Origin of the sequence: Streptomyces sp. NPDC055243, from assembly GCF_044544025.1 — a bacterium.
Lineage (GTDB): Bacteria > Actinomycetota > Actinomycetes > Streptomycetales > Streptomycetaceae > Streptomyces.
In genome coordinates this window covers 308,598-331,737 of the sequence record NZ_JBITWR010000001.1, presented here as the reverse complement: position 1 = coordinate 331,737, position 23,140 = coordinate 308,598, and the positions used below count along the sequence as shown (strand labels likewise).

18 protein-coding genes and 1 pseudogene are annotated in these 23,140 nt (G+C 69.6%); 9 read left to right on the top strand and 10 right to left on the bottom strand.

Annotation, left to right across the window (positions count from 1 at the left end; translation table 11 throughout):
- Window positions 1-178: 178 nt before the first annotated feature.
- The 6 genes from ACIGXX_RS01835 to ACIGXX_RS01810 all read right to left on the bottom strand — a co-directional run bounded on the left by ACIGXX_RS01835 (window position 179) and on the right by ACIGXX_RS01810 (window position 7,139).
- Window positions 179-1,279, bottom strand: a complete 1,101-nt coding sequence (locus tag ACIGXX_RS01835; RefSeq protein WP_383816642.1) for an LLM class flavin-dependent oxidoreductase — start codon at window positions 1,277-1,279, stop codon at window positions 179-181.
- A gap of 193 nt (window positions 1,280-1,472) precedes the next feature.
- Window positions 1,473-2,354 carry a phytanoyl-CoA dioxygenase family protein gene (locus ACIGXX_RS01830; RefSeq protein WP_361464147.1) on the bottom strand — a complete coding sequence of 294 codons (882 nt, stop codon included), beginning with the start codon at window positions 2,352-2,354 and terminating at the stop codon, window positions 1,473-1,475.
- A 143-nt stretch (window positions 2,355-2,497) separates the two neighbouring features.
- Entirely contained in the window at window positions 2,498-3,247 is a 750-nt protein-coding gene (locus tag ACIGXX_RS01825) for an iron-containing redox enzyme family protein (RefSeq protein ID WP_366461651.1), read from the bottom strand.
- Between the two features lie 148 nt (window positions 3,248-3,395).
- Window positions 3,396-4,712, bottom strand: coding sequence for an acetyl-CoA carboxylase biotin carboxylase subunit family protein (locus tag ACIGXX_RS01820; RefSeq protein ID WP_383816636.1), 1,317 nt, complete (start codon window positions 4,710-4,712; stop codon window positions 3,396-3,398).
- A gap of 32 nt (window positions 4,713-4,744) precedes the next feature.
- Window positions 4,745-5,839, bottom strand: coding sequence for a DUF1611 domain-containing protein (locus tag ACIGXX_RS01815; RefSeq protein ID WP_383816634.1), 1,095 nt, complete (start codon window positions 5,837-5,839; stop codon window positions 4,745-4,747).
- 58 nt (window positions 5,840-5,897) lie between these two features.
- On the bottom strand, window positions 5,898-7,139 hold the full coding sequence (locus ACIGXX_RS01810) for an acetyl-CoA carboxylase biotin carboxylase subunit family protein (protein ID WP_399971834.1): 1,242 nt from the start codon (window positions 7,137-7,139) through the stop codon (window positions 5,898-5,900).
- Window positions 7,140-7,727: 588 nt separating this feature from the next.
- Between ACIGXX_RS01810 and ACIGXX_RS01805 the strand changes: the two genes are divergently transcribed.
- The 4 genes from ACIGXX_RS01805 to ACIGXX_RS01790 all read left to right on the top strand — a co-directional run bounded on the left by ACIGXX_RS01805 (window position 7,728) and on the right by ACIGXX_RS01790 (window position 12,434).
- Window positions 7,728-8,174, top strand: a complete 447-nt coding sequence (locus ACIGXX_RS01805) for a flavin reductase family protein (RefSeq protein WP_366461704.1) — start codon at window positions 7,728-7,730, stop codon at window positions 8,172-8,174.
- 330 nt (window positions 8,175-8,504) lie between these two features.
- Window positions 8,505-9,854 carry a 3-phosphoshikimate 1-carboxyvinyltransferase gene (gene aroA / locus ACIGXX_RS01800; protein WP_399971832.1) on the top strand — a complete coding sequence of 450 codons (1,350 nt, stop codon included), beginning with the start codon at window positions 8,505-8,507 and terminating at the stop codon, window positions 9,852-9,854.
- A gap of 218 nt (window positions 9,855-10,072) precedes the next feature.
- On the top strand, window positions 10,073-11,140 hold the full coding sequence (gene hisC, locus ACIGXX_RS01795) for a histidinol-phosphate transaminase (protein WP_383816625.1): 1,068 nt from the start codon (window positions 10,073-10,075) through the stop codon (window positions 11,138-11,140).
- Between the two features lie 820 nt (window positions 11,141-11,960).
- Window positions 11,961-12,434, top strand: a complete 474-nt coding sequence (locus ACIGXX_RS01790) for a LuxR family transcriptional regulator (RefSeq protein WP_361464161.1) — start codon at window positions 11,961-11,963, stop codon at window positions 12,432-12,434.
- Window positions 12,435-12,544: 110 nt separating this feature from the next.
- Here the strand turns inward: ACIGXX_RS01790 and ACIGXX_RS01785 are convergent, their stop codons facing one another.
- A complete protein-coding gene (locus ACIGXX_RS01785; protein WP_351157125.1) occupies window positions 12,545-12,904 on the bottom strand; it encodes a helix-turn-helix domain-containing protein in 360 nt (119 codons plus the stop codon).
- Between the two features lie 277 nt (window positions 12,905-13,181).
- On the opposite strand from ACIGXX_RS01785, the gene ACIGXX_RS01780 reads away from it, so the two are divergent.
- Window positions 13,182-14,423 (top strand): MFS transporter, encoded by a 1,242-nt coding sequence (locus ACIGXX_RS01780; protein ID WP_399971829.1) that lies wholly within the window; start codon window positions 13,182-13,184, stop codon window positions 14,421-14,423.
- Window positions 14,424-14,515: 92 nt separating this feature from the next.
- Here the strand turns inward: ACIGXX_RS01780 and ACIGXX_RS01775 are convergent, their stop codons facing one another.
- Window positions 14,516-15,397 carry an SDR family oxidoreductase gene (locus ACIGXX_RS01775; RefSeq protein ID WP_351157131.1) on the bottom strand — a complete coding sequence of 294 codons (882 nt, stop codon included), beginning with the start codon at window positions 15,395-15,397 and terminating at the stop codon, window positions 14,516-14,518.
- 206 nt (window positions 15,398-15,603) lie between these two features.
- Window positions 15,604-16,261: pseudogene (locus tag ACIGXX_RS01770) on the bottom strand (aminoacid decarboxylase); the annotation flags it as partial.
- A gap of 121 nt (window positions 16,262-16,382) precedes the next feature.
- On the opposite strand from ACIGXX_RS01770, the gene ACIGXX_RS01765 reads away from it, so the two are divergent.
- The 3 genes from ACIGXX_RS01765 to ACIGXX_RS01755 all read left to right on the top strand — a co-directional run bounded on the left by ACIGXX_RS01765 (window position 16,383) and on the right by ACIGXX_RS01755 (window position 20,157).
- Window positions 16,383-17,888, top strand: coding sequence for a sensor histidine kinase (locus ACIGXX_RS01765; RefSeq protein ID WP_399971826.1), 1,506 nt, complete (start codon window positions 16,383-16,385; stop codon window positions 17,886-17,888).
- A gap of 12 nt (window positions 17,889-17,900) precedes the next feature.
- Window positions 17,901-18,545: a response regulator transcription factor gene (locus tag ACIGXX_RS01760; RefSeq protein WP_399971824.1), complete on the top strand. Its 645-nt coding sequence runs from the start codon at window positions 17,901-17,903 to the stop codon at window positions 18,543-18,545.
- A 169-nt stretch (window positions 18,546-18,714) separates the two neighbouring features.
- A complete protein-coding gene (locus tag ACIGXX_RS01755; RefSeq protein WP_366461659.1) occupies window positions 18,715-20,157 on the top strand; it encodes a SpoIIE family protein phosphatase in 1,443 nt (480 codons plus the stop codon).
- A gap of 60 nt (window positions 20,158-20,217) precedes the next feature.
- Here the strand turns inward: ACIGXX_RS01755 and ACIGXX_RS01750 are convergent, their stop codons facing one another.
- Complete coding sequence (locus ACIGXX_RS01750) at window positions 20,218-21,717, bottom strand: hypothetical protein (protein ID WP_351157140.1); 1,500 nt, start codon at window positions 21,715-21,717, stop codon at window positions 20,218-20,220.
- Between the two features lie 234 nt (window positions 21,718-21,951).
- On the opposite strand from ACIGXX_RS01750, the gene ACIGXX_RS01745 reads away from it, so the two are divergent.
- Window positions 21,952-23,091 carry an aminoglycoside phosphotransferase family protein gene (locus ACIGXX_RS01745; protein ID WP_351157142.1) on the top strand — a complete coding sequence of 380 codons (1,140 nt, stop codon included), beginning with the start codon at window positions 21,952-21,954 and terminating at the stop codon, window positions 23,089-23,091.
- Window positions 23,092-23,140 lie beyond the last annotated feature (49 nt).

Below are 23,140 nucleotides of genomic sequence, written 5' to 3'. Positions count from 1 at the left end.
GAAGCCTTCGGGGCTGCCCGTGCCCGGATGCCAAACGGTGGTCAGGCGGGTGTCGCCGCGACCTGCTCCCCCGCTTGATCACGTGCTCGGGCGAAGGTCGGACGCGGGTCATGGGCCAGCTCTGCCGTCATGGCCCGGAGCCTAGAAAGGCCCACTGACAGGCGTCGCGACGATCAGTTCACGGCGCCGCGCGGCCCGCGGGAGACCCGGCGCGTTCGAGTTGGCGCAACAGCGGCAGCACGCGGGTGTAGAAGATCCGCATCTCCTCCCGGGTCGGCCAGCCGGAGAAGATGAACTCGCTGATCCCGGCCTCCTTGTACGCGTAGAGATACGCCGCCACTTCCTCATAGCTGCCCACCACGCAGAGGGCCGGCCCGCCGCGATATGCCACGGCACCGGAGAACAGCATGGGGGAAAGCCAGCCGGAGTCCGCGGACTCGGCCAGGCGGAAAGAAGTGTTCACTGCCACGGAATCGGAGGAGGCCACGGCATCCGCGATCCGTTTCCGGTGTTCTTCGTCGGGGTCGCGCATCATGTCGGCGAGATCCGCCAGCGCTTCCGCGCGGCTCTCCCTCGCCAGCACATGCATACGAGTTCCCACACGGCCGCCCCGCGTCAGGACGGGCTTCGCCGCCGCGGCCATTCCCTCGGGAGTATCGCCGTACCGCAGCCAGCAGTCGCCGTGGTCCACGGCGGTCCGCTGCGCCACATCGGATGCCCCGCTGATGTATATCTCGGGACGGCCTCCGCCCTTGTATCCGAGGCCGACCTGCGCGTCCTTGAGTCGATAATGGTCGCCCTCGTAGGACAGCGGGGTCTCACCGCGCCAGAACCGGTGCAGGATGTCCAGGAACTCGTTGGAGCGTGCGTAGCGCTCGTCGTGGGCGAGGAAGTCTCCGTAGAACGCCTGCTCGACCGGGGAGGTACCGGCGACCAGGTTGAGGGATATCCGCCCGTCCCCCATCCAAGAGACCGTGTTGACCACCTGGGCGAAGAGCGTCGGGGGGAGCAGCCCGGGACGGTAGGCGAGAAGGAACTTGACGCGTTGGGTCTCGCGGACCAGGGCGCCGAGCATCGGGAGCGGATCAGGCATGTGGAAGCCGATCCCCATGAGGAGCGAGTCGACACCCAGGCGGTCCGCTTCCTGCGCGAAGTCGACGATTCCCTCGAAGTCGAGCTGGCCGACCTGGTATTTCCCCGACGCCTTCTGCTGCCCACTGAGCGGCGAGTTCCAGTGGACTCTCAACTCGTCCGAGTCCGACCGCGGTTGGCTTGACAAGCCACTGACGACCACGTTCTCACCTTCCGATCGCTCGATTCTGATGGTTTTGCTCCGCCAGGACCCGCACGGTGCAGCCGAGTTCGGCCTGCCCGTCCGGCCCGCCGTGGCGGTGACGGTGGCGTGGCCGCCGTCCGCGCCGACCCGCGGGCAGGCACGGACGACGGTCACGTTCGGCGTACTCAGGGGGCTGTCACTTCGCCTCCCCCAGCGTGGCGTACCCGGTGCTCTTCGCCGTCGCGGTCTGGTTGGCGCCCTCCTGGAGCTGGAAGAGCGAGCCGAAGGGGCGCTCCGCGAGCGGGAGGCGCCACGCCCCGGCTTCCACCCGTGCCGTGTCCGACACGCTGCCGCGCAGCAGTTTCACTCCGGGCTCGTTGTGGCCGGCGTGCGGGCCGAAGTGGATCGGGTAGGCGTCGGCGGCCCGGTAGGCCGGCAGGAAGGCGCGGCGGTACCGGTCGGAGCGGTTCGGCGACGAGTAGTGCAGGAGCAGGCAGTGGATGAAGATCACGCTGCCTGCGGGCGCCTCGATGGGCACGGCGAGCGTTGATTCGGGGGCGCTTGCGCCCGCTACCTTGCCGCGGAAGTAGCCGTCGACGTAGTGGTCGGCGAGGCCGCGCCGATGGGAGCCGGGGACGGCCTGGAGGGCGGAGTTCTCGGTGGTGGTGTCGTCGAGGTAGACGAGGGCCGTCACCAGGTCGGTGTTGGTGTGGGGGTAGTAGGCGAAGTCCTGGTGCCACTCCACGACGCTGCCCACTTGCGGGGCCTTGAGGTGGAGCTTGCTGTAGTGGAACAGGATGTCGGGGCCGATGAGTGCCTCGACGTGGTCGAGCAGTTCGGGGTGGGCGGCGGCCCGCTCGAACGCGGGGTGCTGCTTGGTGGGCGACCAGATCCGGCGGGCCATGCCGTTGTCACCCGGCTCCACTTCGGCGACGGAGCCGATGTCGGGGACGTCCAGGATCTCCGTGATGGCGGTGTTGAGCTCGCCGACTTCGCTCGGATCGAAGAGACGCTCGGCGACCGCGAAGCCGTTTTCGCGGTACTCCTTGACGAGCGCGGCTGTGTTGGGAGCGGACATTCGCGGGGTTCCTCTCTGCTGGGCGGCGGGTGCGGTGGGATGGGGTCCGTTCGGGCTCGCCGGGCGACGGCTGCCGGCCGGACCCTCAGGCGCACCGCGTGCCGGTCCTGCCGTCGGCGTGGGTCCGGGACGGGACGTACGGGTCACGCAGCGGTCTCCGCGTGCCGGGCGACGGTGTCCGCGTAGATCTCCCGGAAGAACATCGCGAGGATCTCCTGGACGTCGTCGATGTACTTGAACACCTTCTGGAAGTCCTCCTCGCTGAAGATCAACTGGCGGAGGATGTCCCACATCTCCTGGGAGTGGTCTTCGGTGGTGTCGACATGGAGGTGGGCGGCCTGCCCCTTGACGTTCTCCTTGCCGAGCCGCTCCTGGAGGTTTTCGACGATGGCCGGCTGGAGCTTGACCTGGGTGTACTCCACCAAGTAATTCGAGACGACCGGGGCGAGGGCCGACTCGTGCTCCAGCGCGTAGTAGAAGAAGCCCTCGAAGAGGCGGGTGGAGAGGTACGGCTCAGTGGCGAGGATCTCTTCCTCGGTGACACCGGCGGCCTCGGCGTCGTTGATGTACAGCTTGTCGTGCAGCATCTCGTCGGCCTGGTACTGCGCGTAGTCGCGGGCGGCCCTGGGCGACACCTGGGCGATCTTGCAGATGGCCTTGGACTGGCTCACCCGGGAGAGGCGGATCCGCCACACGTGCTCGATGAGGGTGCGGCGGTAGTACGCCCGGTGGACCTCGGGCTCGGTCAGGTGGGAGGCGAAGGGGACGGTGGCCTTCCACTCCGCCATCTTCTTGTCCATGTAGCGGTCGAGCTCGGCCTTCTTCAGACGGCTCTGCTCCTCGTTGTAGAACGGCTTCGGGTGGGTGATCCCGGTGTTCTGCACGCGGTTCATCGTGTCTCCTTCACAAGAGGGTTCGCGTGGGGCGTTCACGGACGGGGTTCACGGACGGGGTTCACGGACGGGTCGGAGTGTGGGTCGGCCGGCGCGGTGGCGGCCGGTCGTGGGCGATCCGCTCGCCGACCCGGGTGAACCCGGGCGGTCAGCGGTAGCGGACATGGAAGTGCTCCGTCGCGTGTCGGTCGAGGAATGCGGTCTCGGCGTCGAGGTGGTCGGCCGCCACGTCCCACAGGGCGTCCATCAGGCAGATCCCCCGGTCGGACGCCTCGAGTTCGGTTCCCTCCGCCACGTGGACGCGCAGGATGCGGGGCGGGCGGGTGGGCGGCTCGAAGCGGATCGTGTCGACGGTCCGCCCCTTCTCCCCGTACTTGCTGAGGAACACGGTCGCCCGGGTGGACGCGTCGGTGCGCAGGGCCTCCAGCTGGGAGGCGCGGGAGAGCCGGTCGTGGAAGGCGTCCCGCTCCCCGTCGGGCAGCAGCAGGGACTCGGTCCACAGGTCGAGGAGGGAGTGCCCGGTGACGGTCTGAACGCTGGCGTTGATGAGGCTGCCGCCCATCCGGGGGTTGATCTCGATGATCTCCCAGCGCTTCTTCGACTCCCAGTACTTGACCTCGACGTGGAAGGCGCCGTCGGTCAGCCCGTGCCTCTCCAGCTCGGCGAGGCAGCGGGTGACGTGGCCGGCTCCCTCCAGGACGAGTTCGTTGTCGAGGCTCACGGGCGGGCTGACCGACATCCCCTCCAGGATGGTCCGCTCCAGGCGTTCCACGCGGGCCTTCTCGTGGACGCACAGGTGGTGGATGCGGCCGTCGAGGACGAAGGTCTCGAAGCTGAACTCCGGGCCCTCGACGTACTCCTCGACCAGGAAGTCGTACCGGTCCATGAAGATCGCCTTCATGCGCCGGTCGGCGCGCATCTGCTCCTGGATCGCGGGCAGGTCGGCCAGGTCGTCGACGTCGTCCAGGACGAAGGTCGCGAAGGACGAGGCACCGCGCACCGGCTTCACGAACCAGCGTGCGGAGGAGTCGAGTTCGGGGGTCACGCCGGGGGTGACGCGGTGGACACGGACCTCGCTCAGTCCCTGGGCGAAGAGGTGTCGGCGCAGTTCGTACTTGTCGAGGCAGAGGCGCAGCGCGGACTCGGCGGAGTCACGCGCGCCGAGCCGTTCGTTGAGCTCGGCCATCAGGAGCCGGTAGCCCTCGAAGGTGGCGATGGCGGCCTCGACTTGGTAGCCCCGGTCGGCGAGTTCGCGTACGGCCTTCTCGACGCCGCCGGAGCGCAGTTCGGGTTCCTCGGTGACCACGCAGTCCGCCACGTGGCGGCGGCTCGCGTCCAGGACCCCCGGCGTCTCCGGCTGGGAGCTGAGGGCGACCAGGGTCAGGCCGAGCCCGGCGGTGGCCGCGGCGATCTCCTCGGTGTACGACTTGCCTTGGTGCATGAGCAGCAGAATCGCTGTCTTCATCGGTGCATCTCCTCGGAGTCCTGGGCCCGCCCTCAGTACTGGCGGATCAGTTGCCGGTCCGCGGTCTCGCGCTGGTGGGCGCGCAGGATGTCCACGAGCCGGGCGGCGCCGCCCGCACGGACCGGGTCGACGACCGGCAGTCCGGTATCGGCCTCGAGCTTCTCGGCCTCGCGGCGGTAGTCCTCCTCGGTGAAGCCGACGCTGTTGACGCTGACGGCGGCGACCTTGGCGGGCCGTTCGAAGACGGTGAGCTCCTCGTTCATGCGGATGAGCTCGGGGATGGGGATGATGGGCGTCTCCCAGACCTTGGTCCGCTCGGCGCCGAGGCGGTGGCAGAAGACCAGGGCGTGCGGCAGGGCGCCGTGCAGGATGGCGAGGGCGACGCCGCTGAACCCGATGTGGTTGAGGGAACCCTGGCCCTCGACGACGACCCATTCCTTGCCGGCGGCGGCCTCCATCACGACGTGCTCGACCGCGCCGGCCATGAAGTCGCCGGGCACGCCGTCGACCGCGAGGCCGTGCCCGGAGATCAGCATGCCGCTCTGGCCGGTGGCGGCGAAGCCGGTGGGGATGCCGCTGCGGTTGGCCTCGTTCCAGATCTGCAGGGCGGCGGTCTTCTTGCCGATGTTGGAGTCGCTGCCGCACGTGTGGATGACCCAGGTGTCCAGGTCCAGGACGCGGGCCCTGTTGAGCGGCACGGCCGGGGAGTCCTTGGTCTCCCAGACGGTGATGCCCTTGTCACGGACGGCGCGGGCGATGTCCGGGTCGTCCGTGAGGCGGTAGTGGATCGAGTTGATCAGGTGGAGTCCGTTCCGGACGGCCGCGAGAAGGTGCGGCTTCCAGCCGGAGGGCAATTCGGCGGAGTGCAGGCCCTTGCCGACGACCATGACCTCGGGGCCCAGATTCACCGCCTGCTCGACGCGGCCGACGATCGGGATCGCGCCGCCGTAGCCGAGGACGTCCTGGACGGTGCGGCCGGCCTTGCGGCTGTCGATCACGGCGACGCAGCGGTCCCCGCGGTAGCGGATCAGTGAGGCGGCGATCTTGCTCGTGAAGAGGCCGAAGCACCCCTCGGCGAACAGCACGAAGTTCTTGTCGACCAGCTCCGCATGGTTCGACTGATCCACGTTTTCCTCCATAGACTCGACGGTTCGATTGCCGATGGCACGAGATGGTTCAGGCTCTTCAGGGGGCAGGCTCAGTCGTCAGGCGGTACTGCGCACGCGCCTGGCGCACGGCCTGCTCGATCTGCTCCTGGGTGCCACCCCGGAAAAGGAAGCGGCCGCCTTGGAGCGTGGCGTACGAGCCGGGCCGGGAGACCAGGACTTCGCCCGCCCTCGGCACCAACTCCCGGTACACGTACGGAACTTCACCCAGGAGCGAAGTGGCGGCGGTGACCTTCTGGGGCAGCGGCCTGGGACCTGGGACGATCAGCCAGCCGCCGCTCAGCTCCGGGTCGGGGACCGGCGGGTCCACCGGACGGCCGAGCAGCACGTCCACCCACAGCCGGAACAGATTCACGCCATGGACGTCGTGGATGACGTACGGCATGTCGGCGCCCGGCACCCGGGCTCCGACCTCCAGGAACACCAACTCGTCGCCGGTGTCGAAGAGTTCGAGATGGAAGGCGGAGCTCCGCAGGCCGAGCGCGGTCAGGCAGCCCACGGCGAAGTCCTCGCAGCGGCCGCGCACCGCGGGGTCCGTCTGGAGGACGGAGCCGAGCGGTTCGCCCTGGAGCTCGAAGTCCAGGCAGGTGGAGACGTAGCGGGAGGTACAGAGGAACAGCGGTTTGCCCGCCGCGTCCACGACGCCGTCGACGTGCAGGATCTCGCCCCGTACGAACTCCTCGACCTCGAGGCCGTGCAGGCTCCGTTCGGCGCACAAGGCCCGCAGCTCCTCCGCCGAGGCGATCTCGCGCACACCCTGGCTGGACGCCCCGCGCACCGGCTTGACGATCACGGGGTAGCCGAACTCCTCGGCAGCCGTGAGGATCTGGTCCTCGGTGCGGCAGGACGCCCAACGCGGCACTCGGATACCGGCCCGCGACACCGTCTCCTTCATGACGGTCTTGTCGCGGAACCGGGAGGTTTCCTCGGGGCCCGGGCCCAGGATGCGGTACCGCTCGCGCAGCGTCGCCGCGAGGTCGAGGAGCATTTCGGAGAAGGCGATGACGTGGTCGAACGGGCCTTCGTCGCGAACGACGGCGTCGACGAGCCCCAGCACGCCGTCCAGGTCGCCGAAGTCCGGTACGACGTGGGCCCGTTCGGCGTCGGCGGGCACTCCGCTGCGGCCGCCCTCGTCGCATATGTACGTGACGCGGTCGGTCTCCGGGCCGAAGACGATCTCGGGGGCGGCGAGGCGGTTCTCCCAGCGGCGCTCGTCCTCGTACAAGGGCCAGCGGGTCAAGAACAGGATGGCGCCGGACATGGAATTCGTCCTAACGGTTCACAGGATGCATGGATGTGCCCGGCCGGAGCGGCCGGTCAAAGGCGGCGACGGCGGGCCTTTTCGGAACCGGAGAATGAACCCGAACCTGAATCCCGGGAACGGCTCCCGACGCGTTGTTTCGCGCTGCCTCAGCCTGGCACGGGACCGGCCTGGTCAGAATAGGACCTAAGTCCCAGCGCCCCCGGGAGCGGGTGCGTGAGCAGTCGGCACCCGCTGTTGGGCGAGCTCGGCCAGAGTCTGCGGGGCACGTCGGCGCCATGGGCAGATGGACCTATTGCCCGTGCATCGCGCGGCACACAAAATTCCTATCGCGCCTCCACCGTCGGAGGAGGGCTGTCGTGCGCGCCAGGACGCCGTTCCCGAACTGCCGCCCGACATCGAAGCGCCGAACGGCGGGATGACATGTTCTCGCTCAACGGATATCGCCGTTGCCGCACACGGCTGGGACACGGCCCCGCGGACGGGCTTCGAAACCGGACCGAATTGCACGGGACAGGTGGTGGTGCTGCCGTGACGCAGAGCACACAGACCGTACGACGGGCGAGCTCCGAGGACTTCCGGGCCGCGATGGCCCGGTTCGCGGCCGGGGTCGTGGTGGTGACGACGCTGGGCGAGGGCGGGTTGCCCCGCGGCTTCACGGCGAGTTCGTTCTGTTCGGTGTCGCTGCACCCGCCGCTGGTCCTGGTCTGCCTGGCGAACTCGGCCGATTCCTTCGGGGCGTTCGCCTCCTGCGGGCACTTCGCGGTGAGCGTGCTGGGCCCCGAACACAGGCCGCTGGCAGAACGGTTCGCGACCAAAGGCGCCGACAAGTTCGCATCGGACGGTCTGTCCCGTACGCCCGGCGGGCTGCCGGCCGTGGCGGGCGCGCTCGTCGAGCTGGACTGCGAGATGCATGCCCGGCATCCGGCTGGGGACCACACGATCCTGATCGGCCAGGTATCGGGCGCGCGCCTGGGCGAGGGCGCGAGGACCCCCATGGTCTATTACGAGAGGTCCTTCCGGTTCCTGGCCTGAGCGAGGGACAGCGGGCCCGGCGGAGCAGGAAATCCTGGCCCGCGACCCGCCACGGGGTATGTCCGGAGCATCTGGTGCCGGAAATGCCATGGGCAGATGGACCTATTGCCCGCGTCTCGCGCGGGACACAGAATTCATATCGCGCCCCCACCGTCGGAGGAGGGCTGTCGTGCGCGCCAGGATGCTTTCCTGCACCGCCGCCCCGACATCGAAGCGCCAAGCGGTGGGATGACATGTTCTCGCTCCGCGGACATCGCCGGCCCGGACGTCAAAGCGACATCGCTTGCACAGATATCAGACGGCGAATGATGTGAAACGGGAGATACGAGGATGCTGCTTCAGGTTGATCCGGTCGATTCCTTCGCCGGAACGTTCCGCGTCCCCTCTTCGAAACCGGAGACGCAACGGGCCATTCTGACCGGCACGCTGGCCGACGGCACGTCACGGGTTTTCAATGATCTCCGGTGCGACGAGACGGAGACCATGAAGAACGCCTGCCGTGCTTTCGGTGCCGAGATAACCGAGCACGACGGATTACTGGAGATCCATGGCATCGGACAGTCGCTCCCGCACATCCGGCGCGTCATCCAGTCCCGCGGCTCCGGCCTGGTGTTCCGCGTCGTGACGGCGCTGGCTTCCGTGCAGCCGTCGCCGGTCGTGGTGACGGGCGACGCGACCCTGCGCAACCGCGTGATGGAGCCGCTGCTGGAGGCCTTGCGCGAACTCGGCGCGGACATCGAGTCGATCGTCGGCGAGAACAAGGCCCCGATCGTCAACTGGGGACGCGGCCTGAAGGGCGGCACGTGCCGGCTGCCGGGCGACATCAGCTCGCAGTTCATCACCGCCATCCTGTTCGCCGCGCCGCTGGCCGACGGCCCGGTGGAAATCGAGGTGACGGGCGAGGTCTACTCCCAGTCGTACATCCGGCAGACGCTGGCGAGCCTGACCGACGCGGGTATCAAGGTCTCCGCGTCGGAGGACCTGCGTCACTACCAGGTGGAACCCTCCGCCTATCAGGCCCAGGACGTCACCATGCACGAGGACTACACCTCGGCCTCGTATCTGCTGGCCGCCGCCGCACTCTTCCCCGGCCGAACCGTCCTGACCAACGTGTACGGCGACAGCATGCAGGGCGAGTTCGCGATCGTCCCGATCCTGGAGCGGCTCGGGGTGAGCGTCACCTTCGACCGCGCCGCCTCGTCGCTGACCGTCGACAACCCGCCGGGCAGCCTGTGCGGCGCCTTCGAGGTGGATGTGCGGGACTGCCCCAACATCGTGCCCACGCTCGCCGCCATCGGGGCGTACGTGCAGGGCAGCCTGCGGGTGACGGGCGGACGCCTCACCCGCTTCCACAAGGCGTCACGCATCGAGGCCATGGCCGCCGAACAGACCCGCGCGGGCGTGGACATCGAGGTCCTGTACGACGACGGGATCTGCGACGGCTTCGAGGTCCGCGGCGCGCGGACGTACCCCGGCGGAGTGACGCTGTCCAGTTGGGGCGACCACCGCATCTTCATGTCGCTGTTCGTGGCAGGCCTGCGGATGCGTTCCGCCAACCGGTTCTCGGGCTTCGAGGACGTCCGGCTGTCCTTTCCCACGTTCCTGGAGGAGTTCGCCAGGGCAGGGGTACGGACCGCTGCCGTCGAGGAGGAGACCGCACCGGCTGGTGCCGTCGGCTGACCCTGCCCACGGTGGCCCCGGCGCCCCGCTGTGCCGCAGCGGCGCGCACGGCAGGACCCGAGAGGCGAGCGAGACGCGCAGTCGCCTCTGACAGAGGTGTCGGCGCGCGGGCTGGATCCCCTGCCCGCGCGCCCCGTCGCGACGCGTGGCTCCGGAGCCCGCGACGAACGCCACCGCGCCGTCGTCCGCTCGCCCCCCCCGCCCAGGAGGTGCCCTCGATGTCACCGACACCTGTCCCCCGGCTGCGCGCCGATGCCTCCGGGGTGCCTCGCTACGTCCCCGGCCGAGCCGCACCCAGCGACCTGGTGGACAAGTTGTCGTCGAACGAGAACCCCTATCCCCCGCTGCCGTCGGTCGTCGCCGCGATGCGCGAGGAGTTGGGGCGCGTCAACCGCTATCCCGATCCGACGAGCAGTGAACTGGTCACGGAGCTGTCCGCGGTTCTCGCGGTGCCCCCGGAGCACCTCGTGCCCGGCACCGGATCTCTTGGGGTCACCAGGGACCTGTTGCGCGCCGCGGCGGGCGAAGGGGACGAAGTGCTGTTCGCCTGGCGCTCGTTCGAGGCGTACCCGCTGCTCGTCTGGGCCACCGGGGCGACTGCCGTGCGGATTCCGCTGCATGACGAGCGGCACGATCTGGAGGCCATGGCCGACGCGGTGTCAGACCGCACTCGTCTGATCTTCGTGTGCAACCCCAACAACCCGACCGGCACGGCCGTGCGCCGCGGCGAGCTCGGGCGCTTCCTCGACCGGGTGCCCGGCCACGTGCTGGTGGTGCTCGACGAGGCGTACCGCGAGTTCGTCGACGACACCGATGTACCGGACGGCATCGCGCTCTACCGCGACCGTCCCAACGTCGCCGTTCTGCGCACCTTCTCCAAGGCGTACGGGCTGGCGCGGCTGCGCGTCGGTTACGCCGTCGCGCATCGGCCGGTCACCGCCGCGCTGCGGGCCTGCGCCGTGCCGTTCGGCGTCAGCGGACTCGCCCAGGCCGCCGCGCGGGCCTCGCTGAACGCGGGCTCCGAACTGCTGGGGCGGGTTCAGACCCTGGTGGCCGAACGTGCCCGGGTCACCCGCACTTTGCGGTCCTGGGGCTGGAGCGTTCCCGACAGCCAGGCCAACTTCGTCTGGCTGCGCCTCGGTTCGCGTACGCCGGCGTTCGCCGACGCGTGCGAGGCGGCGGGAGTCATGGTGCGCCCCTTCGGCGACGAGGGGGTGCGGATCACCATCGGCACTCCCGGGGAGAACGACCATCTGCTGAAGATCGCGGGCGCCTGGCGGGTGTAGGGCCCCCGCCGGCGGCGACGTCAAAAGCGTCATCTCGGCGAGGAATCCGCCGTCCAGATCGCTACGAATCCTCGACAGGGGCGCCGACGGCTTTGGACGGACCCCAGAATTCCGCCGACGACCTCGAATGGACCCCAGAATTCCGCCTCTTCTTTGGACGGACCCCAGAATTCCGTCGACGGATTTGGACAGATCCCGGAATTCCGTCGCCGTTTCCGCGCCACTCCGACCTTGAATGGGAGAGCGGTCCAAGATTCAACCGGGAAACACTAGCCAATTGCCCGAACAAGCCTGTAGCTTTTGAACCGCGCTTGAGCAGTTTCAGTACGGGACTCGAGCGTCAACAGGGACGCCGCCGTCGACCGGATGCGTGCCGCTTTCCAGTCGCACCGCTGACTCCTTGCGGCGTTCCCATTCTCGCCTATGAACGATCTGGCGTGCATACACGGGGGAGATTGCATTGCCGTCATGCCCACATACGCTTTCCATCGATCAGCCGGGCTCCGACGTTCATGACGAGATTTGCAGAACGAGGGTCGTCGACCCGGCAGAGGAAATCGATCACTCCTTGGCCCGGTCCCCGGGCGCCACGTCACGCCCGGCCCCTTCTCCCCCAGCACCCTCCCCGGCCGTCACACCGGCGTCCCGCACCCCCCGGCCCGCACGGCCCGGCTGGGCGAGACACCGGGCCGCCTTCCGCGCCCGACGCCTGTCAGGTGATCTGTCGGCGCTCATCACTCAGCACCGGGGGTGCCGCGCGCATGAAGTCCTTGGACATTTTTTCTTATGCCCTTCGGGAGAAGCAAGGAAGATGCAAGACGTGGAAGAATCACCGGCCGCGAAACTCACCTGCCGGGAGTTGGATGTACTCCGCCTGCTGGTCCTTGGGTTAAGCAACCGGCTCATCGCCCGACGGCTCGACATATCCGAGAAGACCGCGAAGAACCACCTCAGCAGCATATACATGAAGATCGGCGCCACCGATCGCACACAGGCCGCCCTCTACGCCCGGGACGTAGGCCTGATCGGCCCGGGGGAAGCGGCTCCGCCCGCTCCGGCGTTCACTCCCGTCCCCAAAGATGATGCGCCGCCCGCCGGCCCCACCCTCACCGCACGCGAACGAGGCGTACTCCGTCTGCTGGCCCGGGGTTTCAGCAATCGGCTCATCGCTCGGCATCTCGGCATATCCGAGAAGACCGTAAAGAATCACCTCAGCAGCATATACATGAAGATCGGCGCCACCCACCGCACTCAAGCCGCCCTCTACGCCCAATGCGTCGGCCTGACTTCCTGAGCGGCCCGCGGCTGAATCCTCCCTCCCAGGGCATCTCCCCGACCTCTCCCACATGGGGGGAGCCGGAGCAATGCGGTGCGGACGTCTTCACGCAGGCGGACGACTCGGCGTCAGAGAATCGGCTGCCGGGCGCGGGCCGCCTCGATGTCCGGGACATGCTCTTCGGCCCAGAGTCGTACGGCGCGGAGCGGGACGAGCAGAGAGCGGCCCAGCGGTGTCAGGGCGTACTCGACGCGAGGCGGGTTCTCGTCGAACTCCTGGCGGCTGATCAAACCGTCGGCTTCCAGGGAGCGCAGGGTCTCCGTCAGGACCTTCGGCGTGATGCCCCGGATGTGCCCCTTCAACTCGCTGAAGCGGCGCGGTCCGTCGTCGAGGGCGTTGACGACGAACACGGTCCAGCGGGCGCCGATGCGGTGCAGCACCGTGCGGCTCGGGCAGGTCGCTGCCATCACGTTGTACGCCTTGCCCATTGCGGCCCCCAGTTTCGTTGAAGGTACCGGTATCAAATCCATACCGTGGCACTCGATCCTACGAAAGGGAGCGAGGCGTACGGAACGGGACGGGGACGCCGTTGCCCTTGGGCGGCACCCCCGCAGTGCGGACCCTGAGCGCCGCCCAACTCGCCGGGCCTGTAGGCCTCGGCGCAGAGGGCACCCGAGCACACGCCATCCCCAGAGCCGGAAGGACGGCCAGTTGGACACCAGTAGGCAATGCCAGCAAACCGAACGGACCGAGACCGCAGCCGCGATGGGCACCGAAGGAGGGTTACCGGCCTGGCTGATGGCGCGAGGGCTCATACCCGAGACGAGGCCCAAACGCGTCTTCGCCGCCGCGACCTTCGTCAACCAGATGGGCAAGGGCCTCTTCATCGCCGGGGCCGCGTTGTTCTTCACCCGCTCGGTGGGCCTCCCGGTCTCCCAGGTCGGATTCGCCCTGGGCGCCGCCGCCCTGATCGGGCTCGCCGCCGGTATCCCCGTGGGCCGCCTGGCCGACCGGCGCGGCCCGCGCGAGGTCTTCCGGCTCGCGGTCATCGTGCAGGCCCTCGCCGTGGCGGGACTGGTGTTCGTGCACTCCTTCCTCTCGCTCATCGCGTTCGTGTGCGTGGTCGAGCTCGCCACCTCGGCCGGTACGGCCGCCCGCGGCCCGCTGACCCGCACCCTGGGTGCTCCGAACCCCACCCGCTACCGCTCCTACCTGCGCGCCCTCAACAACATCGCCGTCGGCTGCGGAGCGCTCGCGGCCGGCGTCGCCGTCCAGTTGGACACCAGGACCGCGTACGTGAGCCTCATCCTCGGCACCGCCGTCACGTTCCTCCTCTCCGCGGCGCTCTCCTCCCGCATTCCCTCCATTTCGCCGGTGGAGGCCCCGGCGGAGGGCAGCCGCTGGCCGGCCATGAAGGACAAGCCGTACGTGGTGCTCACCGCCCTGGACGGCCTCATGACCATCCAGAACCAGGTGTTGATCTTCGCCCTACCGCTGTGGATCATCGGGCACACCGACGCGCCGCGCTGGTTCGTCGGCGCGAGCGTGGCGGTCAACACGGCCCTCGTGGTCTGCCTACAGGTACGGGTCAGCCGCGGCGTCGACAACAACAAGGCGGCCGGCCGGGTAGCGCGTCGCGCGGGGGTGGCGTTCCTCCTCGCCACAGCCCTCATCGCGGCGGCGGGCGGCGCGCCCGGATGGGTCGCCGTGGTCGTCATCGTGCTCGGCGTGGTCGTCCACACGGTGGGCGAACTGTGGCACGCCGCCGCCTCGTTCGAGTTGTCCTTCGGCCTCGCCCCGGAGCACGCCCAGGGCCAGTACTCGGGCCTGTTCGCCATCGGCCAAGGTCTGTCCAACGCGGTCGGCCCGCCGCTGCTCGGCCTCCTCTGCATCGGCTGGGGCGAGCCGGGCTGGCTCGTCGTGGGAGCTCTCCTCCTCGTCGTCGGCCAGTTCATACCGCTCGTCGTGAACTGGTCCGACCGCACACGCGCGCACACCCCTGGCTGAGCACAACGCGACGCGCCTGCCCGCTCGATACGTCCATTGCCCTGCGACGGGGGCAAGGGAGCAGCGGGGTCAAGGAAAAGGAAACGGCAGGATCAAGGGAGCGGCGTGCCCCCGGTGGCGTTCATGATCTCGGCGGTGATGAAGCTCGCGTGCTCCGAGGCCAGGAACACGTACGCGGGCGCCATCTCCGCGGGCTGGGCCGGTCGGCCCATCGGGGCCTGCTTCCCGAACTCCTGGGTGTCCGGCATCGTGGCCGGGATCAGCGGCGTCCACACCGGCCCCGGAGCGACGGCGTTGACGCGGATTCCGTCGTCGACCAGCATCTGCGCGAGGCCTTGGGTGAAGGTGACGATGGCGCCCTTGGTCATGGCGTAGTCGAGCAGGTGAGGGCTTGGTTTGTACGCCTGGACCGACGTGGTGTTGATGATCGACCCGCCTGACGGAATGTGCGGCACGGCCATCTTGCACAGCCAGAACATGCCGTACAGGTTCGTGCGCACGACGCGGTCGAACTGCTCCGTGGAAATGTCCGCGATGCCCTGCGGCTGGGACATCTGGTACGCGGCGTTGTTCACCAGTACATCGATGCGCCCGAACTCCGTCACGGCCCGCTCGACGAGCCGACGGCACTGTTCCTCCTCTCGGATGTCGCACGGCACGGCCAGACCGCGGCGCCCTGCCTTCTCGACGAGGCGAGTCGTCTCGCGGGCGTCCTCCGCCTCCGCGGGAAGGTAGGTGAACAGGACGTCCGCGCCCTCCCGTGCGTAGGCGAGAGCAACGGCCCGGCCGATGCCGGAGTCCCCGCCGGTCACGACCGCCGTCCGGTCCTTCAGCAGTCCGCTCCCCCGGTAGGACTCCTCTCCGTGGTCGGGAGGCGGGTCCATCGGGCCGCTCCAGCCCGGCGGCGCCTGGTCCTGCTGAGCGAACTCCGGCTGCGGATGCTTCGTCGTCGGGTCCTGCGGGGTGTCACCCATCGTTGCTCTTCCTTCCTCGGGTCCACTCTCTCCAGCCTGCTCCGCACCTCGCGGAGGCGCGAACGCCGGAGATCGCCCACGTCGTACGACCTGCGTGGGCTCCGGCCATCGGAGTACCGGGTGTTCCGCGGACCCCGGTCCCACACATGCGGGAGCAGAGCAATACGCGCCGGAGAGGCACCGGGGCGGTTGGCCTCGCTGACCGGTCAGTCGGCGCCCACGTCGTGCACGGACACGCGGATGGTGCCGATGGTGCTGTCGGCGGCATCGGGAATCAGCATCCCCGCGCCCGCACCGGTCCGCAGGTAGTCCACCACGTCCTGGTTGAGCTGTTCCCCGGGGAGGGCCACAGGAATGCCTGGAGGGTAGGGCGTGAGCATCTCGGCGCAGATCCTGCCGACTGCCTGGTCCACGGGGATCTGCTCGACCTCACCGAAGAAGGCGTCCCGCGGAAGGGTCACCTGCCGAAGACGGAGGTCGCCGGGGTCCGGGATGCGGATCTCCGGGGCAGGCGGCAGCTCGTCCGAGTGGGCCGATCTGGAAGGGGTCCAGGTCGAAGGCGCGTCCGTCGCCGCAGAAGTCATCCCGGTCGTTGACGTGCAGGCCCTCGATGCCTTCGATGTCCGCTCGCACGCGACGCGCCCGCGAAAGAGCGTCGTCCAGAAGCTCTCGGCCCTGCTCCACCATCTGGCGGCGCCATCCATCGAGGGCAGCGTAGACGAGCACCGAGGGGCTGGTGGTGTCCAGCAGGTCGGCGCGGGCGGCGAGGGTCTGTGCCGTGACCAGGTCACCCTGCAGGTGAAAGACCGATCCCTGTTCGAGCCCGGCACCCATCTTGTGGACCGAGGTCACGCAGACGTCAGCTCTTCACCTCGCTTAAGGCTAGGGGGAGTTGGTGCAGGACGCGCGGATCGAGGTGGCACGCTGGCCCGCCGTGCCGCCTGACAGGACCCCTGGCAGGACCCCTGACAGGACAATGGACACCATGCGCGTCACCCGCCCGAAGGCTTCCGCCATCACGATCGACACCACGGTCGCCGCCAAAGCGCCCACCACCACCTCCGTTACGCCGGTGCACCCCGGGACGGCGACGGGCACGCGAGGGGCGCGCGCGCTCGCGCGAGCCGTGGGGCGCGCCCCGTTCACGCGGCGGGCGTGGGCCGAAGTCGCGTACTGCCTGGTCGCGGTCCCGCTGGGCCTCGCGGGCGGCGTGCTGCTCGCGGTGGCGCTGGCCCTGGGCGCGGGGTTCACCGTGTCGGTGGTGCTTGCCGTGCTCGGTGCGCTGCTGTTCGTCACGGGGCTCCAGCTGGCCCGCGCGCTGGGCGCCGCCCACCGTCGCCTCGCCGCCCTGTTCCTGGGGGACGAGACGCCCGCGCCGCCGCGACTGCGCCCGAGAGGACGGCTGGTCAGCCGTCTCGACGCCCGGCTGTGGGACGGGACGGGCTGGCGGTCGGCCGCCTATGTGCTGGTCAAGCTGCCGGTCAGCTGTCTGGAGGCGTACGCCGTCCTCTGGTGGTTCACGGGGCTGGTCGATCTCACCGCGCCGCTGCGGTGGGCGGTGTTCGGGCAGCACCCTGAATCCGGCTCCCCCGACGGCATGATGGTGCTCACGCCGCTTCCCTTCGGCGGTCCGGACGCGGACACCTTCGCCGGTACGTTCCTCGCGGTCGCCATCGGTGTGGGCACCCTGCTCTGCGCGCCCTGGGTGACCCGGCTGGCGACCGAGGCCGACCGCCGGCTCGTCGGGACCCTGCTCGGGCCCGGCCAACTGGCCGATCGTGTCCGTGACTTGGAAGAGACGCGGGCGCTCGCCGTGGACGACTCGGTGGCGCTGCTCCGGCGCGTCGAGCGCGATCTGCACGACGGGGCCCAGGTCCGCCTCGTCGCGGTGGCGATGAGCCTCGACATGATCAGACAGCGGCTCGACGAGAGCAAGAGCAAGAGCGAGAACGAGGGCGGGGGCGCTGGCACCGGGGACGGCCGTGGCGGCGGGCCACGCAGCGGATCGCTGGATCTGGACGTCGTCCGGCTCCGTCAACTCGTCGACGGGGCGCACCACAACGCCACCGAGGCCCTCGCCGAACTGCGCGACCTGGCCCGCGGCATCCACCCCCCGGTCCTCGACGACGGGCTGCCGGACGCGCTCGCCACGCTCACCGCGCGCAGCAGCGTCCCGGTCGACCTGGTGACGGACATACCGGAGCGCCCGACCCCGGCCATCGAGACCATCGCGTACTTCTGCGCCGCCGAGCTGCTGGCGAACGTCATCAAGCACAGCGGGGCCCGGCGGGCCGCCATCACGGTGGCACGGCTGGACGGCCGGCTGCTGCTGCGGGTCGGTGACGACGGGCACGGTGGCGCGGACGCCGCGGCGGGGAGCGGACTGACAGGACTCCTGCAACGCGTACGTACGGTCGACGGGCGGATGGATGTCGAAAGTCCCGAGGGCGGGCCGACGGCGGTCACCGTCGAGCTGCCGCTGCACGCGTGAGAGCATTCCGCCATGCGCGTCGTGATCGCTGAGGATGCCGCCGTACTGCGGGAGTTGCTGGGGCAGATGCTCGCGGAGCGCGGGCACGAGGTCTGTGCGTCGGTGAGCGACGCGGACGCCTTGCGTGCCGCGGTCGCCGAGCATCGCCCGGACGTCTCGGTGACCGACATCCGGATGCCGCCGACGCACACGGACGAAGGGCTGCGTGCGGCCATCGACATCCGCCGCGACCACCCCGGCACGGGGGTGCTGCTCTTCTCCCAGTACGTGGAGACGAAGTACGCCACCCGGCTGCTGGCCGCGGGTTCGGCGGGCGTCGGCTATCTGCTCAAGGACCGCGTCGCGAACACCGCGGAGTTCACCGACGCCCTGGAGCGGGTGGCCGCGGGCGGCACGGCGCTGGACCCCGAGGTCGTCACGCAGCTGGCCGGGGCCGGGCGCCGCGCGCAGGAGCTCGCGCCGCTCACCGAGCGCGAGCGGGAGGTGCTCTCGCTGATGGCCGAGGGTCGGTCCAACGCGGCGATCGCGCAGGCCCTGGTGGTCTCCGCGGGCACCGTGGAGAAGCATGTGGCCGCCGTCTTCGACAAGCTCGGACTGCCCGCGTCACATGACCACAACCGCCGTGTTCTGGCTGCTGTCCGCTACTTGCGCGGGTGATCGGCGGCGTGCTTCCGGAACGCACTGCTCCGAAGGACATAGGCATATGCCAGAAGCATGACCCTGTCGTGTGTTGCCAAATCCCTTACGAGCCACCCCCGGCTGTGCGAAAGTCATTAGCGGTCCATCCCGCCCGTTTGGTCGCACCGCATCCTCAACGGAGCACCTCATGCCGTCCCATGTCTTCGCGGACCGCCCTTCCGCCCAGCCGCCCGAGCGCGGCTCGGTCGAAGCGCTGATCACGCAGACGCGTCGGCTCCGCGGCGAGGTCGACGCCGTGCGCCGTGACACCGGGGCCGACGGCGGCGACCCGCAGGAGCGCTGGCAGCGCGCCCTGTGCGACCTGGCGGTCCATCAGCTCAACGACCTGGACGACCACCTGGCGCAGTTACGGGACGGGCCCGTGCCGCCTGCCGTGGAGCCCTGCGCTCCGGCCGTGCCCGCACCGCTCGAACCGCAGCGCGGCTCCCTGCTCAGCCGGGTCGGCAGCGCGGAGTGGAACCTCCTGAGCGACGAGGCGAGTTGGTCGGGCGAGCTGTACCAGATCCTCGGGCGGGACCCGCAGGCTCCCCCGCTCTCCCTCGACGAACTGCCCTCCCTGGTGCACGTCGACGACCAGCCGATGCTGACGGCCATGGTCACGGACTGCCTGATCGACGGAAAGCCGATCGACGGCGAGTTCCGCATCGTGCGCCACGACGGCGGCGTACGACAGGTGCACATGATGGGCGAGCCCGTGCTCGCCGCCGACGGCAGCACCGCCTCGATGTGGGCGGTCTTGCGGGACGTCAGCGAGCTGCGCCGCAGCCAGCGAGTGGTGCGCGAGACCCGTGACTCGCTGCAGCGCCAGCGGCACATCGCGCAGACAGAGCACCGGCTCGCGGTCGAACTGCAGGAGGCCGTGCTGCCGCCGTGGCGCGGCTCCCTGCGGTTCCCGCAGGGCGGACCCGCGGCGCTCGACCTCGCCGCGCACTACCTCCCCTCCTCGACGAGCGCCCTGATCGGCGGTGACTGGTACGACGCGATGGAACTGCCCGACGGCCAGTTCCTGCTCAGCATCGGCGACCTCACGGGGCACGGCGTCACCGTCACGTCCGGCATGGCGATGCTGCTCGGCGCGGTGCGCGGCATGGCGGTCGCCGGAGTCCGGCCGGGCCAACTGATGGGCTGGCTCAACCAGTTACTGGACACGACCGCGCAACCGGCCCTCGGCAGCTCCGTCTGCTGTCAGTACACCCCGGCCACCCGCACCCTCACCTGGGCGCAGGCGGGCCACCCCGCCCCGCTGCTGTTCCGCGACGGGACGGGGCGCGCGCTGACGCCACCGGGCGGCGTGATCCTCGGAGCGACCTCCGGCGCCACGTACGAGCAGGCCGAAGAGCAACTCCAGCCCGGCGACCTGCTGTTGCTGCACACCGATGGACTGGTCCCCCGGCGCACCAGGGACGCGGCCACGAGCCGGCTGCTCGGGCTCGCGCCACGGTTCACGGGCACGACGGATTCGACGGACACGCGAAGTGCGCAGGACTGTGTTCGGACGGTCGTCGAAGAGTTCGGCGTGGCCCCACGTGAGGACGACGCCTGCCTGCTGATCGCACGGGTCAATTCCTGACCCGCTTGACCCGCTCTGAACGAACCCCCGCCTGGCTCCTGAACGAACCCCCGCCGGGCCCTACGCCTGGATGCGGTTGACACCTCCGGTCTTGGCCGCCGCCTTGGGCAGCGCCATCTTGATCTCCTCACGCAGGTCCTGGATCTTGGCGTGGTCCGAGTACTGAGCCGTCAGGCGGTACATCTCGCGCAGCCGGTCCCACGTGCGGTGCGAGGAGTTCGACCCCATCGAGACCAGCGCCAGCCGTGCGTACCGGTCGGCCTGTTCCGGGTCGTCGCCGATGAAGCAGGCCGACGCCAGCGAGATGTAGTCGAAGATCTGCGAGCGGTCGCGGCCCTTGGACCGCAGGTCGATCGCCTCCTTGGCGTGGCGCTGGGCGGTGTTGGCGGCGGTCGCGTCGTGATCGGCGAGGGTGCGGAAGGCCAGGGCCTGCATGCCGTGCATGTCCGCCTCGTCGAACATCTGCATCCAACTGGGCGGTGGCACGTCCCCCTTGTCGGAGACGAACAGGTCCTCGGCGATGCCGAGCGTGCGGCGCATCGCCTGGCCCTTGCCCATGGATGCCTGTGCCCAGGCCTCGATGGTGTAGAGCATGGCCTGCGTGCGCGGCAGCATCTCCTCGCCCGATCCCGACTGGGCGAGCTTCATGAGGTCCAGCGCGTCGTCGGGACGCCCCAGATGCACCATCTGGCGCGCGGCCCTGGACAGGGCCTCACCGGCGCGCGGCCGGTCGCCGCCCTCGCGGGCCGCGTGCGCGGCGATCACGAAGTACTTCTGAGCCGTGGGCTCCAGGCCGACGTCGTGCGACATCCAGCCCGCGAGGACGGCGAGATTGGCAGCGACGCCCCACAGGCGTCGCTGGAGATGGTCGGGGTGTCGGTAGGCGAGCATGCCGCCCACTTCGTTGAGCTGTCCCACCACAGCCTTGCGCTGCAGCCCGCCGCCGCGGGCCGCGTCCCAGGCCCGGAACACCTCGACGGACGTCTCCAGTTCCTCGATCTCCTGCGACCCGATGGGGGCGGCCTCATAGCGGTCGAACCCAGCGGGGTCGGCGTGCAGGGGATGGTTGGTACGGGGAGCGTCGGCAACGAGGGCCGGATCGGTGTGCAGCCAGTCGTGCATGGCGCTGCTGAGTGCGGAGCCGGCGGCGAGCGCGGCACCCGCGCCCACCAAGCCGCGTCGGTTGAGCATGAGGTCCATTCCCGTGAATTCGGTGAGGACCGCGGCTGTCCGTTCGGGCGCCCACGGCATGCCGTCGGGGTTCTCCACACTCCCGTCGTCACGCCGTTTCCCCACGCGCCCGTGCCGGACCAGACCAAGATCCTCAATGGTCACGACACGGCCGAGACGCTCGGTGAACAGAGCCGCCAAAACCCTGGGCACGGGATCGCGGGGGATTTCCCCCATGTCGATCCAACGCCGTACCCGCGAGGTGTCGGTGGCCAGTTGCGGATGGCCCATGGCCGCCGCCTGCCGGTTCACCAGTCTCGCGAGTTCCCCTTTGGACCAGCCTGCCAGGCCGAACAGGTCCGACAGTCGGGTGTTGGGTTGTCCGTTCACGTCAAGCCCCCAGGTTCTCGGCTGAGTTGACAGTAACCCTCTGTCAGTTGCTGAGCGACTATTCGCCAGGGTTCGCCAGGGTGCGCCACATGGTGTGCCAGGGGACGCCGGGTGTCAGGTAGGAAAGCGCCACCCCGACCCGGCCCACCGCGGGACATTCCCCAGGGTGCTCCCCAGGGGGCCGGGGCGGGAGGCGCAGCAATTCGCTGGCACACGAAGGGATCTGTATCGCCCATGTACACAGCATCGTCCTCCGTGTCCGCCCCGCCCCGGCCGCTGCACAGCCGACAGCCGGGCAGCGGCCCGTATCTGGAGCCCGCGCGCCCCGCGGCCGGGTCGCTCGGCGCCGGCCGAACGCGACGCGTTCCGGGGCCCGGCACGCAACCGCTCAGCGGGAGACTCGACTTGTCAGGCCCCCAGGGGGCGCAACTGCGCACCGCGATCGCCTCGGTGCACCGGATCTGTCCCGAGTTCAATCCGGTACAGGTGCTCCGCCGCAGCGGACGCACCGTACTGATCGTGGGGACCACAGGACGCAGCACCGCGATCGCCAAGTGTTTACTCGACCACTCGCCCGTCTGGACCGAGCGCATCCGGCACGAAATAGCTGCCTACCGCTCGTTCGTCCGGCACCGTCCTCCGGTCCGGGCCCCGCGGCTGATCGCCGCGGACCCCGAGGACTGCACGCTGGTGATCGAACGCATGCAGGGACGCGTCGCCGCGCTGTCCCGCCACCCCGTGGAGCCGCCGCCACGCGCGGACGTGCGGTTGGCGCTCAACGCGATCCGCCACCTCAACCGGTGGCGTCCGCCGCAGGAGTTGTTCGGCAGGCCCATGGACTACGGCAAGCGGATCTCCCGCTTCCATGAGCTGGGCCTGCTCACCGACCGGGACCTGGGCGACCTCCAGAAGCTTCTGCACGGCATCGCGCACTCGGCCGGGCAGCACGGCACCTGGCAGTTCTGCCACGGCGACGCGCTGCTCTCGAACATCCTGCTGTCCCCCGCCGGTCCGGTGTTCGTGGACTGGGAGCACGCGGGCTGGTACCTGCCGGGCTACGACCTGGCGACGCTGTGGTCGGTGCTCGGTGACGCGCCGGTGGCGCGCCGCGAGATCAGCCAGCTGGCGCAGGAGCAGGGCCCGGCGGCGCGTGACGCGTTCCTGGTCAACCTGATGCTGGTGCTGACCCGGGAGATCCGTACGTACGAGATGGCCGTGCAGCGCTCGATGCACGACGCGGCCCCGGCGGCACCGGGACCGGCCCATCCCGGTGCCGCGCCGTCCGGTGAGGAACAGCGGCTGTTGCTGAGGCGGCTGCACGACGACTGCCAGCTGGCCCGTCGGGCCGTGCGTGCGGCGGTCGGTACTCGCTGACGGGGATGAAGGTCCGCGGTACGCCTTGGACAGCGGCGTACTGCGGACC

What these genes read in the sequence shown, in the direction of transcription:
- ACIGXX_RS01830 (WP_361464147.1), bottom strand. Translation starts at nt 2,354, where the DNA reads ATGTCCGCTCCCAACACAGCCGCGCTCGTCAAGGAGTACCGCGAAAAC.
- ACIGXX_RS01825 (WP_366461651.1), bottom strand. Translation starts at nt 3,247, where the DNA reads ATGAACCGCGTGCAGAACACCGGGATCACCCACCCGAAGCCGTTCTAC.
- ACIGXX_RS01820 (WP_383816636.1), bottom strand. Translation starts at nt 4,712, where the DNA reads ATGAAGACAGCGATTCTGCTGCTCATGCACCAAGGCAAGTCGTACACC.
- ACIGXX_RS01810 (WP_399971834.1), bottom strand. Translation starts at nt 7,139, where the DNA reads ATGTCCGGCGCCATCCTGTTCTTGACCCGCTGGCCCTTGTACGAGGAC.
- ACIGXX_RS01805 (WP_366461704.1), top strand. Translation starts at nt 7,728, where the DNA reads ATGGCCCGGTTCGCGGCCGGGGTCGTGGTGGTGACGACGCTGGGCGAG.
- aroA (WP_399971832.1), top strand. Translation starts at nt 8,505, where the DNA reads ATGCTGCTTCAGGTTGATCCGGTCGATTCCTTCGCCGGAACGTTCCGC.
- hisC (WP_383816625.1), top strand. Translation starts at nt 10,073, where the DNA reads ATGTCACCGACACCTGTCCCCCGGCTGCGCGCCGATGCCTCCGGGGTG.
- ACIGXX_RS01785 (WP_351157125.1), bottom strand. Translation starts at nt 12,904, where the DNA reads ATGGGCAAGGCGTACAACGTGATGGCAGCGACCTGCCCGAGCCGCACG.
- ACIGXX_RS01780 (WP_399971829.1), top strand. Translation starts at nt 13,182, where the DNA reads ATGGGCACCGAAGGAGGGTTACCGGCCTGGCTGATGGCGCGAGGGCTC.
- ACIGXX_RS01775 (WP_351157131.1), bottom strand. Translation starts at nt 15,397, where the DNA reads ATGGGTGACACCCCGCAGGACCCGACGACGAAGCATCCGCAGCCGGAG.
- ACIGXX_RS01765 (WP_399971826.1), top strand. Translation starts at nt 16,383, where the DNA reads ATGCGCGTCACCCGCCCGAAGGCTTCCGCCATCACGATCGACACCACG.
- ACIGXX_RS01760 (WP_399971824.1), top strand. Translation starts at nt 17,901, where the DNA reads ATGCGCGTCGTGATCGCTGAGGATGCCGCCGTACTGCGGGAGTTGCTG.
- ACIGXX_RS01755 (WP_366461659.1), top strand. Translation starts at nt 18,715, where the DNA reads ATGCCGTCCCATGTCTTCGCGGACCGCCCTTCCGCCCAGCCGCCCGAG.
- ACIGXX_RS01745 (WP_351157142.1), top strand. Translation starts at nt 21,952, where the DNA reads ATGTACACAGCATCGTCCTCCGTGTCCGCCCCGCCCCGGCCGCTGCAC.